13 protein-coding genes are annotated in these 14,251 nt (G+C 75.7%); 8 read left to right on the top strand and 5 right to left on the bottom strand.

Translation table 11 applies throughout. The features are described 5' to 3' along the window. Window positions 1-41: 41 nt before the first annotated feature. Complete coding sequence (locus tag ABEA15_RS20100; protein ID WP_345558227.1) at window positions 42-1,952, bottom strand: ABC transporter ATP-binding protein; 1,911 nt, start codon at window positions 1,950-1,952, stop codon at window positions 42-44. A 211-nt stretch (window positions 1,953-2,163) separates the two neighbouring features. Between ABEA15_RS20100 and ABEA15_RS20095 the strand changes: the two genes are divergently transcribed. The 6 genes from ABEA15_RS20095 to ABEA15_RS20070 all read left to right on the top strand — a co-directional run bounded on the left by ABEA15_RS20095 (window position 2,164) and on the right by ABEA15_RS20070 (window position 7,873). Further along, on the top strand, window positions 2,164-2,664 hold the full coding sequence (locus ABEA15_RS20095; protein ID WP_345558225.1) for a metallophosphoesterase family protein: 501 nt from the start codon (window positions 2,164-2,166) through the stop codon (window positions 2,662-2,664). A gap of 218 nt (window positions 2,665-2,882) precedes the next feature. Beyond that, complete coding sequence (locus tag ABEA15_RS20090) at window positions 2,883-3,362, top strand: VOC family protein (protein WP_344144141.1); 480 nt, start codon at window positions 2,883-2,885, stop codon at window positions 3,360-3,362. 191 nt (window positions 3,363-3,553) lie between these two features. Next, window positions 3,554-4,819, top strand: coding sequence for a cation:proton antiporter domain-containing protein (locus ABEA15_RS20085; RefSeq protein WP_345558223.1), 1,266 nt, complete (start codon window positions 3,554-3,556; stop codon window positions 4,817-4,819). Window positions 4,820-5,021: 202 nt separating this feature from the next. Further along, window positions 5,022-5,435 (top strand): hypothetical protein, encoded by a 414-nt coding sequence (locus ABEA15_RS20080; protein ID WP_345558221.1) that lies wholly within the window; start codon window positions 5,022-5,024, stop codon window positions 5,433-5,435. Between the two features lie 125 nt (window positions 5,436-5,560). Then, window positions 5,561-6,382, top strand: a complete 822-nt coding sequence (locus tag ABEA15_RS20075; RefSeq protein WP_345558219.1) for an enoyl-CoA hydratase — start codon at window positions 5,561-5,563, stop codon at window positions 6,380-6,382. A 315-nt stretch (window positions 6,383-6,697) separates the two neighbouring features. Further along, window positions 6,698-7,873: an amidase family protein gene (locus ABEA15_RS20070; RefSeq protein ID WP_345558217.1), complete on the top strand. Its 1,176-nt coding sequence runs from the start codon at window positions 6,698-6,700 to the stop codon at window positions 7,871-7,873. A 165-nt stretch (window positions 7,874-8,038) separates the two neighbouring features. Here ABEA15_RS20070 and ABEA15_RS20065 read toward each other — a convergent pair whose 3' ends face one another. Next, on the bottom strand, window positions 8,039-9,025 hold the full coding sequence (locus ABEA15_RS20065; protein WP_345558215.1) for a hypothetical protein: 987 nt from the start codon (window positions 9,023-9,025) through the stop codon (window positions 8,039-8,041). Between the two features lie 634 nt (window positions 9,026-9,659). Between ABEA15_RS20065 and ABEA15_RS20060 the strand changes: the two genes are divergently transcribed. Further along, window positions 9,660-10,109, top strand: coding sequence for a DUF3592 domain-containing protein (locus ABEA15_RS20060; RefSeq protein ID WP_345558213.1), 450 nt, complete (start codon window positions 9,660-9,662; stop codon window positions 10,107-10,109). A gap of 177 nt (window positions 10,110-10,286) precedes the next feature. On the opposite strand, the gene ABEA15_RS20055 is transcribed toward ABEA15_RS20060, so the two are convergent. The 3 genes from ABEA15_RS20055 to ABEA15_RS20045 form a co-directional block, all read right to left on the bottom strand. Further along, window positions 10,287-10,751: a hypothetical protein gene (locus ABEA15_RS20055; protein WP_345558211.1), complete on the bottom strand. Its 465-nt coding sequence runs from the start codon at window positions 10,749-10,751 to the stop codon at window positions 10,287-10,289. A gap of 232 nt (window positions 10,752-10,983) precedes the next feature. After that, the gene (locus tag ABEA15_RS20050) at window positions 10,984-11,835 is read right to left on the bottom strand and encodes a fumarylacetoacetate hydrolase family protein (protein ID WP_345558209.1); all 852 of its coding nucleotides are present in this window, start codon (window positions 11,833-11,835) and stop codon (window positions 10,984-10,986) included. 160 nt (window positions 11,836-11,995) lie between these two features. Continuing rightward, window positions 11,996-12,793 (bottom strand): SDR family oxidoreductase, encoded by a 798-nt coding sequence (locus ABEA15_RS20045; RefSeq protein WP_345558207.1) that lies wholly within the window; start codon window positions 12,791-12,793, stop codon window positions 11,996-11,998. A 681-nt stretch (window positions 12,794-13,474) separates the two neighbouring features. Here ABEA15_RS20045 and ABEA15_RS20040 point away from each other — a divergent pair. Continuing rightward, window positions 13,475-14,173 (top strand): GntR family transcriptional regulator, encoded by a 699-nt coding sequence (locus ABEA15_RS20040; protein WP_344144163.1) that lies wholly within the window; start codon window positions 13,475-13,477, stop codon window positions 14,171-14,173. Window positions 14,174-14,251 lie beyond the last annotated feature (78 nt).

The following is a 14,251-nucleotide window of genomic DNA, read 5'->3' as shown; positions in this document are numbered from 1 at the left end:
GCCGGACCCGGCCCGCCTCCGGTGCACCAACCCCGGCCGGCTCAGCGCACCGGAGCCGCCGGGTCGAGGGACTCCGCGGCCGCGGAACGGTCGGAGCCGGCGAACTGCGTCCGGTACAGGACCTCGTAGCGGCCGCCGGCCGCCAGCAGCTCCTCATGGGTGCCGCGCTCCACGATCCGGCCGTCCTCGACCACCAGGATCATGTCGGCCGCGCGCACCGTGGAGAGCCGGTGGGCGATCACCACCGCGGTGCGGCCCTCCAGCGCCTCAGCGAGCGCCTCCTGCACCGCCGCCTCGGAGGTGGAGTCCAGGTGGGCCGTCGCCTCGTCCAGGATCACCACCCGGGGCCGGGCCAGCAGCAGCCGCGCCACCGTCAGCCGCTGGCGCTCGCCGCCGGAGAAGCGGTAGCCGCGCTCGCCCACCACGGTGTCGAGGCCGTCGGGCAGCGAGGCGACCAGGTCGTCCAGGCGCGCGCGGCGCAGCGCCCCCCACAGCTCGGACTCCTCGGCGCCCGGCCGGGCCAGCTGCAGGTTGGCGCGTACGGTGTCGTGGAACAGGTGGCCGTCCTGGGTGACCATGCCCAGGGCGGAGCGCAGGGACGCGGCCGTCAGGCCGCGCACGTCCACCCCGCCCAGCCGCACGGCTCCGCTGTCGGCGTCGTAGAGCCGCGGCAGCAGCGAGGCGATGGTGGACTTGCCGGCGCCCGACGAGCCCACCAGCGCCACCGTCTGCCCCGGCTCGGCGCGGAAGGACACCTCGTGCAGGACCTGCTTGCCGGCGCGGGTGTCCAGGTCGGCGACCTCCTCCAGTGAGGCCAGGGAGACCTTGTCGGCGCTGGGATAGGCGAACCCGACGCCGTCGAACTCCACGGAGACCGGGCCCTCGGGCACGGCCACGGCGTCCGCCCGTTCCGTGATCAGCGGCTTCAGGTCGAGCACCTCGAACACCCGCTCGAAGCTGACCAGGGCGCTCATGACCTCGACCCGGGCGCCGGCCAGTTCGGTCAGCGGGGCGTAGAGCCGGGTCAGCAGCATCGCCAGCGCCACCACGGCCCCGGCCTTCAGCGTGCCGCTCAGCGCCAGGAACCCCCCGAGCCCGTAGACGAAGGCCAGCGCGAGTGCGGAGACCAGCGTCAGCGCCGTCATGAACGTCGTCTGCAGCATGGCGGTGCGCACGCCGATGTCGCGTACCCGGCGCGCCCGCGCGCGGAACTCGTCGGACTCCTGCTCGGGTCGGCCGAACAGCTTGATCAGCACGGCTCCACTCGCCGAGAACCGTTCGGTCATCCGGTCGCCCATGGCCGCGTTGTGGTCCGCGGCCTCGCGGTCCAGCCGCGCCAGGCGGCCGCCCATCCGCCGCGCGGGGATCACGAAGACCGGGAGCAGCAGCAGCGACACGAGCGTGACCTGCCAGGACAGCACGAGCATGGCCGCCAGTGTCAGCAGCAGCGTCACCAGGTTGCCCACAACACCCGAGAGGGTGTCGGAGAACGCCCGCTGGGCTCCGATGACGTCGTTGTTCAACCGGCTGACCAGGGCGCCCGTGCGGGTCCGGGTGAAGAAGGCGATCGGCATGCGCTGCACGTGGTCGTAGACGGCCGAGCGCAGGTCCAGGATCAGGCCCTCGCCGATCCGGGCCGAGAACCACCGGGTCAGCAGACCCAGGCCCGCCTCGGCCAAGGCGATCGCCGAGATCAGCACCGCCAGCGCCACCACCGTTGCGAACGGCTCGGAGGCGGTGATCGCGTCGACGATGCGCCCGGCCAGCAGGGGAGTCGCCACCGCGAGGGCGGCGGTGACGCTGCTGAGCAGGACGAACGCGATGAGTGCGCGCTTGTGCGGCCGGGCGAAGCGGCCGATGCGCCTCAGCGTGGCCGCTGAGAACGGACGCGTGTCGTTCGGCGCGTGTACGGCGTGGTACATCGAGGTCCACGCACTGATCTCTATGCTCATAGGCCTTTCATCCTGTCCGTGCTCGGCGGCGTGCGGAGGCGGGGGGACGGCGGTCCGGCCACCGCTCCGACTGCACGGCCGACACTAAAATCTCAAGTTAACTTGAAGTCAATCGCGCGGGGAGGCCGGAACAGGCCGCCCGGCAGCGCCCCGGCCGTGTCCGGGCGCGGACGCGCGCACCCCCGGGGCGGGGAACGCTACGTTGAGCCGCATGCGGCTGCTGATCATCTCCGACACCCACATCCCGCGGCGGGCGCGCGGGCTTCCCGCCGAGGTCGGCGCCGAGGTCGAGCGCGCCGATGCGGTGGTGCACGCCGGCGACTGGGTGGACCTGGCCTCGCTGGAGGACCTGCAGGCGCGGGCGCGCCGGCTGGTGGCGGTCTACGGCAACAACGACGGCCCTGAGCTGCGCGCGCGGCTGCCCGAGTTCGCCCGCGCGACCCTGGAGGGGGTGCGCCTGGCCGTGGTCCACGAGACCGGGCAGGCCAAGGGCCGCGAGAGGCGGTGCGCCGAGCGGTTCGGCGACGCCGACGCGCTCGTGTTCGGCCACTCCCACATCCCCTGGGACACCACCGCCCCCAACGGGCTGCGGCTGCTCAACCCCGGATCGCCCACCGACCGCCGGCGCCAGCCCCACCACACCTACATGACGGCCACCGCCGCCGACGGGCGGCTGAGCGACGTGCGCCTGCACCGCATCGGCCTGGACTGAGGCGGGAGCCGCCCGCGCGCGAAGCGGCGCGGTCGTAAGCGCCCCGCGGGGGTATCACCCCATCGGGGACGCCGCCCCGGAGGGGGCGGGACCCGCTGCGAAAACCCGGGCGCACCGCGATGAGTCCGCGCGCCCGCGCAAGTCCACCTTCCGGCACCGCGGTGCGGTGCCCTCGGGCAGGCGGGCCGTCCGGGTCCGCACAGCGTGAGGAGCCTGCCATGCAGAAGATCATGACGCACCTGTGGTTCGACACCCAGGCCGAGGAGGCCGCCCGGTTCTACACCTCCGTGTTCGACGACGCGCGGATCGTGGAGATCAACGACTACGGCAAGATGGCGCCCGACAGCGACGTGGCCGTCAAGACGGTGGCCTTCGACCTGGCGGGCCAGCGCTTCCTGGCCCTCGACGCCGGCCCCGTCTTCACCTTCAACGAAGCCGTCTCGCTCTACGTCGACTGCGCCGACCAGGAGGAGGTCGACTACTACTGGTCCCGCCTGCTGGAAGGCGGCGGGCAGGAGAGCCAGTGCGGCTGGCTCAAGGACCGCTACGGCCTGTCCTGGCAGATCGTGCCGCGCAAGCTCACGGAGCTGACCACCGACCCCGATCCGGCGCGGGCCGGGCGCGCCATCGACGCGATGATGGGCATGCGCAAGATCGACGTCGCGGCGCTCGTCGCCGCCGCAGACGGCGCCGGGTAGCGGCGCGGCCGCCCGTGGCGCGGCCCGCCCGGCGGCCGCGGCGTGTGCGGCCGCGCACCCCTCCCCAGCGCGCCGGTTGGCCTCCGGGCGACGCGGGTAGGCGCCCGCGCGGACGACGCTGGGCGGGGCATCGGCCCGCGCCCCGATGACGGACGACGACCGCGGTCCCGCGCGGCTGAGGGGTGCCGACGTTGATCGAGCTGGTGCTGGCCTTTGCTGTGGTGCTGTTCGCGGCGGTGCTGGTTTCGGGCATCGCGCACCGGACCGTGCTCTCCACGGCCGCGCTGTTCCTGGTCGCCGGGTTCGTCCTCGGCCAGGGGGTCCTCGGCCTGGTGCCGCTGTCGGGCGGGACCCACTCGGTGCGGCTGCTGGCCGAGGGCGCGCTGTTCGCCGTGCTGTTCACCGACGGCATGCGGCTGGACGTCAAGGATCTGCGCGCCCACTGGAGGCTGCCCGCCCGCGCCCTCGGGCTCGGCATGCCGGCCACCTTCGCGCTGATCGCACTGCTGGCCCGTTACCTGGCCGGGCTGGACTGGCCTGAGGCCCTGCTGATCGCGGCCGTGCTCTCGCCGACCGACCCCGTCTTCGCCGCCGCGCTGATCGCCCGCGAGCGGGTGCCCTACCGCGTGCGCCACCTGCTCAACGTCGAATCGGGGCTCAACGACGGGCTCGCGCTGCCCGTCGTCGTCGTCCTGCTGTCGCTGGCCGCGGACCAGCCGCCGCACCCGGCGTCGCTGGCGGCGGAACTGGGCCTGGGCGTGCTCGTGGGCGTGGGGTTCGCCCTCGGCGGGATCGCGCTGGAGCGGCTGCCCGGCCTGACCGCGACCACCCGCTACGAGCCCCTGGGCGCCTTCGCCATCGGCCTGGCGATTCTGGCGGTGTGCCGGCTTGTGCACGCCAACATGTTCCTCGCCGCCTTCACCGCGGGGGTGACGATCGCTTCGGCGAGCCCGGAGATGCGTGCCGCCTTCGACAGGTTCGGCGAGTCGGTCGCCGAGCTGCTCAAGCTCGCGGCCCTGCTGGCCTTCGGCGCGCTGATGTCGCCGTCCTTCCTCGCCGAGATCCCGCTGAGCGGGTGGGCCTTCGCGGTGCTCGTGCTGCTGGCGGCCCGCCCCGCCGCGATGCTGGCGGCGCTGACCGGCTCGGAGCTGGGTAAGCGGGAGCGGGCCGCGGTCGCCTGGTTCGGCCCCAAGGGCTTCGCCTCGGTCGTCTACGGCCTGCTGGTGCTGGAGTCGGATTTGGGGCGCAGCGACGAGCTGTTCCACCTGGCGGCTCTGGCCATCGTGCTGTCGATCCTGGCCCACTCCTCGACCGACATCGTGGTCGCCGGCCGGTTCGCGGAGAACGAGGGCAACAGCCCGGCCCGAGGCGCGGACGGTGGTGGCTCCGCGGACCGCCGGGGGCAGCAGGAGCCGCCGCCGGGAGGCGCCGCCCCCGAAGGGCCGGACACGCGCTGAGGGCGCCCGCGCCGCGCGGGGGAGGCCCGAAGCCGCGGTTGCCCCGCGCGGGGGAGCAGCGCGCCCGGACGCCCGAGCGAGAGTGGTGGCCATGGAACCCCACACGGAACCACGCGGCGTCCGCGGTCCGGCCATGCGCCGAGAGGGCGGGGCCGCGCCCGGTCCCGGTCGGCGCGGGCGGCGCGCTCGGAGCGGGTGGGCGGTGGCCGCCGCCGCGTGGACGGCTCCGTACGTCGCATCCAAGGTCCACTACGCGCTCGACGGGCGCCTGGGCGTGACCGGAGGCCCGCGGGTGCCCGAGTCCGGCTACGCCGCCTACGGGCCGGGCGAGGCCGCCGCGGCGCAGTGGGCCAACGCGGGCGTCGGCGCCGCCGCCCTGCTGCTGTTCGCCGCGGGTGCGCTGCCCGCTGTGCGCCGAGCCCCCCGCTGGCTGCCGGCCCTGCCGGTGGGAGCGGCGGCCCTGGTGGCCGCGGCCGGCGCGATCGGCATGACCGGGCGGGCGATCGCCACCGACGCGGGCGGCGCGCTCTTCGGCGCCTACTGCCTGGTGTGGACGGTCCTGGCGCTCGGGGTGCTGCGGGAACTGCTGCTCGGCGGTCGGCGCCGGAAGGGCTGAGCGCCGGCCGGGGACCGCCCCTGCCCGCGCACCGGCGGACGGGTGCAGGCGAGAATGCCCCCCGGGGCCGGCGCCCTACGGGCCCGCCGGTCCGGACGGGCGTCGAGCCGGAGGGAAGGCGGCACATGAGCGAGGACGCGGCGGCGGGCGGGGCGCACGGCGATGGAGTGGACGGCGGGCCGGAACTGCTGATGGAGCGGCGCGGCGGCGTGCTGGCGGTGACGTTCAACCGCCCTGCCCGCCGCAACGCCATGACCTGGGCGATGTACGACGGTTTGGCCGCGGCGTGCGAGCGGGCCGACGCCGACGACGACGTACGTGTCCTCCTGCTGACCGGCGCCGGGGGCGCCGCTTTCGTGGCCGGCACCGACATCGGCCAGTTCGCCGGGTTCGCCGGCGGAGCCGACGGCGTCGCCTACGAGCAGCGCATCGGCGCCGTCATCGACCGCCTCACCGCGGTGCGCGTGCCCACGCTCGCGGCCGTGCGCGGCTACTGCGTGGGCGGCGGGCTGGCCATCGCCGCGGCCTGCGACCTGCGCATCGCCGCTCCGTCGGCCCGCTTCGGCGTGCCGATCGCGCGCACGCTCGGCAACTGCCTGGCCATGCCGGCCTTCGCGCTGCTGGCCGACCACCTGGGCACGGCGAGGACGCTGGACCTGCTGCTGACCGCGCGGATGCTCACCGCCGACGAAGCCCACGCCGCCGGGTTCGTCACCCGGCTGGCCGCGGAGGACTCCCTCGACGCCGACGCGGAGGAGCTGACCGGCCGCCTCACCGAGCACGCCCCGCTGAGCATGTGGGCGGCCAAGGAGTCGGCGCGGCGCCTGCGCGGCGCCGGTCTGCCCGCGGACCGCGACATCGTCGAGCGGGTCTACGGCAGCGAGGACTTCCGCAACGCGGTCGCCGCCTTCGCCGACAAGACCACCCCGACCTGGCGCGGCCGCTGACCCGCCCGAGCCTGCCCCGCGAAGCCCGCCGCAGCGCGGGGCCGGACGTCGGCCGACACCGCGACGGCCGCCGGATCACCGGCCGCGGCGACGCTCCGGCCCGCCCCCGGCGGGGTGCGGCGGGTGCTGCCGCGCCGCGAACGGAACGCTGGCGCCGCCGGTCGAGGGCTCCGGGGCCGGTGGTGCCGGCTCGGGCCCACGAGGTCCGGGCCCGGCGGCGCCGGGCCGAAGGCCGGGCTGTCCTTGCGGTGTCGTCCGAGCGGTGACGGGGCGCGGTCAGCGCGGTCCCGCGCGCGGGACGGCACAATCGTGGGCGTGCGCAAGGGTGCGGGGCATGAGGACCGGCTCGCGGACGCGGCCGGGATCGCGGCGGCCGTTGCACGGGGGCGGACGAGCGCCTCGGCGGCGGTCGCCGACGCGCTTGCCGCGATCCGGCGGCTGGACGGCGACACCAATGCCTTCTGCGCTGTCTGGGACGAATGGGCGCGTGAGCGAGCGGCCGCCGTCGACGCCGCGTTGGGGCGCGGCGCCGCCCTGCCGCTGGCCGGGGTACCCATCGGTGTGAAGCGGTCCGAGGGCATCGAGTCCTTCCAGGCACGCCGGCTGGTCGCGGCGGGAGCCGTGCCCGTGGGCGCGACCGCCGTGCCCGGTCCCGGAACCGAATGGAAGACCTGGGGCGCGACCGACCGGGGCACGACGGCCAATCCGCGCCGCTCCGGGGCCAGCCCGGGCGGGTCGTCCGCGGGTTCGGGTGCGGCGGTGGCGGCGGGCATGGTGCCGATGGCCACGGCCAGCGACGGCGCCGGCTCCACCCGCATCCCCGCCGCGTGGTGCGGCGTGGTCGGGTACAAGCCCACGACGGGCCTGCTGCCCTCCCGCGACGCCGCAGGACTGACGGTCGGCGGCCCCATCGCCCGCAGCGTGGCCGACATCGCGCTCTACCGCCGCGCGGTCCTGGGGGACGGCGAAGCCCGGGACGCCTCCCGTTCGGCGGGCGGCCGCCGGCGCCGCCTGCGGGTCGCGTGGTCGGCGACCCTGGGCTTCAACCGGGTGCACGCGGGCGTGGCCGCGGCCGCCGCCCGTGCGCTGGGCGAGTGGGAGCGGTGCGGAGGGGTCGAGGTGCACGAGGCCGGCCTCGCCCTCGACGACCCGGCCGAGCAGTGGCGTGCCCTGCGCTCCCGTCCGCAGGGCACCCCGTGCGGCGGCCGCAACGCCGCGCGCCTGGCGGAGCTGTTCGCCGGATTCGACCTGCTGGCCACTCCGACCACCCCGAACCCGCCGCACGGGCCCGGCGGACCGGGCGACGCGATGAGCGTGGGTCTGACCTGGCTGTTCAACATCACCGGCCATCCGGCCGTCAGTCTGCCGACCGCGGCGCCGGCCGACTGCGGCCCCGTCGGCCTCCAGCTGATCGCCGGTCTCCATGCCGACGCCGCCCTGCTCCGGGCGGCCGCGGACTACGAGCGGCGGGTGCTCGCGCCGAGCTCGTGACTTCGGTGCTTCCGTTGTTCGAGCGCTGTTCGGGCTATGCCGGCGGTCGGCGAGGGCGGGGGCGCGGGGGCGCCGCGCGCGGTTCGGCGACGGCGGTCGGCGGAAACGGGGGATGGGTGGTGGAGGACGGCCCGGCCGGATCGGCCGCTCAACGCCGGCCGGGTGTCACCAGTGGGCGAGGCCGGGAACGTTGTGGCGGAGGAGGCCGCGGAAGGCGAGGCGCTTCAGTTCGCCGCGCTCGGCCGGGGTGGCCGGGCGCAGGTGGGCGCCGGCCTCCAGCAGGTCGGCCCTGCGCGCCGAAGGCTCGGTGAACGGAGCCGCGACGCGCGTCGCGGCTCCGCCCCCGCGGACGAGCAGTTCGAGGCGGCCGGTCGTGTCGCGGTGCAGCACGCCGACCCCGTGGCGCTCGCAGGCGCCGCCACCCTCGGAGCACGGGTCGCCGCCGGCGCCGTGGCCGGGACCGGTGGGGACCCGGACCTCCAGTTCGCCGCCGGACGGGCCGTCCGGGCGGTAGGTCAGCACCAGCGAGTCGCCGCCGACCCAGACCTCCCGCAGCTCCCAGCGCGGATGCTCCAGGACCGGAACGGCGCCGTCAGCGGACTCCACGGCCGCCGCGGCCTCGCCCCGCATTCCGCCGAGGAAGGCCGCGGCGCAGCCGGCCGCCAGGACCAGCAGCGCCAGCGCACTGCCGGCGGCCGCCCAGCGCAGCGGGGCTCGCCGCTGCGCCAGGTGCACGACCAGCACGAACGCTCCCGCGCTCAGCGCAGCGCTCAGCGCGAACGTCGCCGGGTCCGGCGGCTGCCACGCCCTCCACACCGACCAGACCGCCGTCGGGCAGGCCAGCAGCAGTGCCACCGCGGCCGCTGCCCCGCCGTGCGCCGCACCCCGGCGGCTCAGCAGGCGGCCGACCGCCAGGGCTCCCCCGAGGGGGACCGCCGCCGAGAACAGGACGACCCAGGCGGCCTCCTGGAGTGTGTGGGAGTAGGCCCGCCAGAACAGGTGCTGGACGCCGATACCGGAGACGGCGAGCACGACCGGCCACGCCGCCCCCGCGGCGGCCGCGGCGGCGACCGGCCCCCGCGGGACCGGCGCCCGCGCGGTCCGCCGCCGCCCCGCCGGCCCGCCGGCCCCGTCCGCGATGCCGGCTCCCACCGCTCGTCCCGCCCGTCCGCGCTGCATTCCGGGTTCGATGCGCGCGGCGGCGGGGCGGTTCCGACGCTTCGGGGACGCCGTCGGCGGCGAAGCGCCCGGCCTCCGGCCGGCCGTTCGGCCGAGCGGAGGCCGCGGGCGGGGCGGGCAAGAGCAGAGGAGAACCGCACCGGGGCCGGACGCTGTTGCCGTCCGGCCCGGGTCGCCGCGCCGACCCCGCGGTAGGCCGCCGACGCCGGCGAGTCCCGGACCGTCCGCGTCGGCGGATCCGCTCGGTGCGGCCCTCGGCGGAGGCGCCCGGCCCGTCCGGCTTTCGCCGCGGGCGGGCGCTCGCGCGAGGAGCGTGTGGGGGTGCGCCCGCGGTGCGCGGCCGCCCACACTGGCCCGCCGGGCGAAGGTGTTAGCACCCGGCGGGTTGCATGTCCGGCTACCCGAGGTCCCCGCGGCGGAAACCGAAACTCCGCAGGTACCTCGCACCTCCCTCTCCGCGGGCGGTCGGGCGGGTCGAGGGAACGCCGAGGCGGTCTGCTGCGTCCAAGCGGGCGTCGGTGCAGGAACCTCGGAAAGGGCGGGCATGAAGCGGTACTCGGGACCATCCGGATCCTCCGACAGCGGGGCGCGGCGCGGCCTCGCCATCGTGTTCGCCATACCGTGCGGCATCGCCGCACTCGTGCTCCTGATCATCGGCGGGGTCTTCACGCTGATCGCGCAGGCCGACTACAGCGGGCACACGGGACGGGCCGAGGCCGTGGTCAGCACCGTCGAGGTCGAGCGGGACACCGTCGGCTCCGGCGACGACGGCCAGGGCAGCGACGACGTGGACATCACCGTCTACGTCGACTACAGCGCCGAGGGCGTCGAGTACAGCGACGTCAAGCTGAACGGACTGAACCCGGACGACCACGCCGAGGGCGAGCGGTTGACTGTCGCCTACGACCCCGCCGACCCCGGCGATCCCGTGACGGTGGAGAGCACCGAGGAGGGCGCCTTCGACGTGTTCCTGTGGGTGGGCGTCGGCATGCTGGCCGCGGGCGGGCTCGCCGGCCTCGTCGGGCTGGTCCTGGTCGTCGTCGCGGCCCGCGGCTGACACCGGCGGGCGTGACCTCATCAGAGCCTGGCCGGAGGCCCCGTCACTGGCGTGTCCGCCCGGTCGGCGGGTGGCTGCCGCCCCAACCGGACCGGCGGAATGGACGGACACCCGCATAGCGGCGGCCCCTCGACTCCGCCGGGCGGGCGCTGGGCTGCCCGCAGTCCGCGGCCACCGTCACGTCCGGGTCCGCTCGGGCATGAGGCGGGAGAGCAGCCACGCCGCAGCGCCGCTGACCGCGCCGACCAGGACGCCGGTGACGACGCTGCTGACGAACGCGGCCGTGCGCACCACTGCGCTCTCCACCGCCGGAGGCAGGACGCCGGCGAGGCTGCCGCCCAGCTCCGGGGGCTGGCCCGCGAAGCTGTGGGTCCACAGCATCTGGTGCGCCGCTCCCAGCAGCAGGCCGTAGACCGCGCCCACCGCCAGCAGCGCGAGCACCGGTCGGGGCAGCCTGCCCAGTACCGCCACCGCGACCCACACCACCACGGGCGCGAAGACCAGGACCGTGTTCACGCCCGGCCCTACCAGGTCCAGGTCGTGGGCCACGGCGCGCGGCAGGCCCAGGGCGGCCAGCCCGAGCACCCCCCACCAGGGGATCCGCCGCCGTCCGCGCACCTCGCCGCCGCTGTCGCCGTCCACCGATGCCGCCCCCTTCCTCGCGTGCCGCAACCGCTCCGCCGGCCCGTGCCGGCCGTGCGCGCACCCGCCCGCGCAGCTCGCGCGGGCGGGCCTGGGCGCGCACAGGACGACGCTAGGGCGGCGGTACGCATCGGGGCGTCCGACTCCGCGCCCCATCCGGGCTACATCCCGCGATGTAGCGGGGCGGGCGCCGCTGCGCCCCGGGCGGCACGCTGCCCCGGAGCGCGGCGGGTCAGGCTCCCTGCACCACCGGGTTGGACAGCTCCCCGACCCCCGGGATGCGGCAGCCGGCGACGTCGCCCGGCGTGAGGTGCACCGCGCCGGGGGTGCCGGTGGAGAGGATGTCGCCGGGGAACAGCGGCATCACGCGGCTGTGGAAACCCACCAGGAACTCGGGGGAGTAGCGCATGTGGTCGACGGTGTTGACCCGCTCGTCGGAGCCGTTGAGCACCGTCGTCACGCTGAGCCGGCCGAGCGAGCCGGCCTCGGCCAGCGCGACCGACAGCGGCACGATCGCCGGGCCGAAGGAGAAGAACCCGGGGAAGTTCTTGCTGCGGGTCAGAAAGCGCGGATTGCGGGCCAGGATGTCCTCGGCGGTCTGGTCCAGGACCGTGCACACGCCCCACACGTGGCCGAGCGCGTCCTCGTCGCTCACGTTCCGGCACTCCCGGCCGATGATCAGCCCCAACTCGGCCTCGGCGGTGACCCGCCGGCTCTGGCCGGGCAGGGGGATCGCCTCGCCCGGCGCGATGATGGTGTGGTCGCCCTTCATGAAGGAGGCGGGCTCCTCGGGCACCGACTCGGTCAGGTCCGAGGCGTGCTCCACATAGTTCAGGCCGATGCCCCAGATCTTGCGCGGCCGGGTGTAGGGCGCGGCGAAGACGGTGCCCTCCACCGGGGAGAAGGCCGAATCGGGGGCCGAGCGGACGGCGGCGGCGAAGTCGGACTCGGCGACGCGCTCGACGACCTCCAGCGCGGTGGCGGGCGCGCCGGGGAGCACGTCGGCCGCGGCCGCGACGCCGCGTCCTCCGTCGACGACGACCGCGGCCTCACCGGCGGCGCTGCGTGCTGTGGCCAGGTACATGCGAACTCCCTAGGGTCGGGCGGCCCGCCGGCGACGGGCCTTCGGGGGGTGGCAGGCGGCGGTGGCCGCCTCCCGGTGCGGGCCCGGCCGCGTCCGCGCGGACGCGGCCGGGCCGTCCGTGCGCCGGCGCACGGACGCGAGCGGGGGCGGGGGCGCCGCCTCAGGGCAGCGACGGCACGAGCCCGCCGTCGACCAGCAGGCTCTGTCCGGTGACGTAGCCGGCGCGCTCCTCAGCGAGGAAGCCGACCATGGCTCCGAGCTCCTCGGGGCGCCCGTAACGGCCCGCCGGGATCGCGGCCTCCGCGCCGCGCCGCACCTCCTCGGCGGTGGTGCCCTGGCGCTGGGCCTTGCGCTCGTCCAGCGTGCGCACCCGCCCGGTGTCGATGCGCCCGGGCGAGACCATGTTGACGGTGATGCCGTCCGGAGCGAGGTCGGTGGACAGCGACTTGACCAGGCCCGTGAGCGCGGGGCGGAAGACGTTGGACAGCACAAGACCGCCGATGGGGTGGCGGACGCTGGAGGAGCCGATGACCACGATGCGCCCGAACCCGCCTTCGCGCATCGCGGGAACGGCGGATCGGATCGCGGTGACCGCGCTGCGCAGCGTCAGCGCGTAGGCGGCGTCCCAGTCGTCCATGCTCACGTCGGCGAAGTCGCCGGGCGGAGGGCCTCCGGCGTTGACGACCAGCACGTCCAGTCGGCCGTAGCGCTGGACGGCCCCGTCGACCAGGCCCTCGACCTCCTCGGCGGACGAGACGTCGGCGCGCACGCCGGCCACGGCCTCGGGCCCGGCGACCGCGCCGAGCTCGGACACCGCCTCCTCCAGGCGCTCTGCGTCGCGGCCGCAGACGGCCACCCGCAATCCGCCGCGCAGCAGCTCGGCCGCGCTGGCCTGGCCCAGGCCCCGGGTGCCGGCCATGACGACCGCCGTCCGGCGCGGGGCGTTCTCCTCTGCCATCGTGCTCCCTCGTGAATCGTGGACGTGTCGGTGGGCGGGCGCCCGGCGCGCCGGCCGCCCGCGTGCCCGGCCGCGGCGGTGACCGCGGATCCGGGAACGGTATAGCGTTCCACCGCCTCAGGGACGAAGCCGAACCCGGGCCCCGGCGTCTGCGGCGGCACCGGCTCGCCGCCGCGCACCTCGATCCGCGTGCTGAGCAGCCTGCGGAGGTCGAGCCTCCGGTCGTGTCGGGGGTCGAGGCCACCAGATGCGCGTGCAGGCCGTGGAACCGGTGCGGCGCCACGGGCACCGACCGTGGCCGGCGGCCGGTGCCGCGATCAGGCGGAACCCGGTGCCCCCGCCGCAGACGGCGGTGCGGGTCTGCAGCGCATCCGCAGCTTCCTTCTCCGGCAGCTCCTTGTGCCGCCGGCGCCCGGCCCCGATCCCGCGGGTCGCCACCGGGTCCCGGACGGCGCGCGCGAGTCGGGCGCGGCGGCCACGCGCGCCTTTTCCGTCACGACGGCGGTGCCGCTCCCACCGGGCGTCTCCTCGGCCATCCCACTCACTCCCGACCCTCATCGCGCGAAAGGCGTCCCCTGCCCGGCGGGCCCGCGCCGGGCGTTCGACCGCCGTAGCGGGATTTGGCATTTGGTATTCCATATCCCCTTGTTGCGGTCCAGAGCGCAATGTACCGTGCGTCACATGGATGCGCTAGCCCCCATGCGTGCACACGGCCCCCTCAAGACCTCGCGGATGAGCGAGACCGCCTACGAGGCGATCGAGGGCGCCATCGTGCGCTGCGAACTGCCGCCGGGCACACCGCTGGTCGACCGCCAGCTCTCCGAGGCCCTCGGGGTCAGTCGCACGCCCATCCGCGACGCGATGCAGAGCCTGGAGGCCGTCGGCCTCGCGATGCGCGTGCGGGGGCGCTACGCCGTCGCGGGCTTCGACGTCGAGGACGTCCGCGAGCTCTACCAGGTGCGCCGGCTGCTGGAACCGGCCGGTCTGGAGGAGCTGGCTCGCACCTGGGACGAGGAGACCGTCGACGAGCTCGCCGGCTTCTTCGACGAGGCGCAGCGGCCGGGTCCGCCGGGGCCCTACGAGGACTACCTCGCCCGCGACCACGCCTTCCACAAGCGCATCGTCTCGCTGACCGGCAACTCGCGGGTGAAGCGCTTCTACGCCGTGAACGAGAAGCAGATCAACCGCATCCGGCACTACCTCGCCCCGGGCTACGAGGGCCGGATGACCGAGGTCGTCAGCGAGCACAAGGAGGTCTGCGAAGCGATCGGCAGAAGGGACCTGACCGCGGCCCGCGCCGCGCTCATCGGCCATCTGGAGGCCGGCGAGGCGACGATGATCACGTTCCTGGCACAGCAGCAGGAGCCGAACGAGGGCTGAGCCCGCGCCGGAGGCCGCATCCACCATTACCTTCTAGAGCAGTTCCGCAAGGGAACACCCGGCCTTCGGCCCCGGCAT

Source organism: Streptomonospora halophila (genome assembly GCF_039542725.1).
GTDB classification, from domain to species: Bacteria; Actinomycetota; Actinomycetes; order Streptosporangiales; family Streptosporangiaceae; genus Streptomonospora; species Streptomonospora halophila.
Note: the sequence above shows the minus strand (reverse complement) of the source record. Positions and strands in the feature narration are given on the sequence as shown.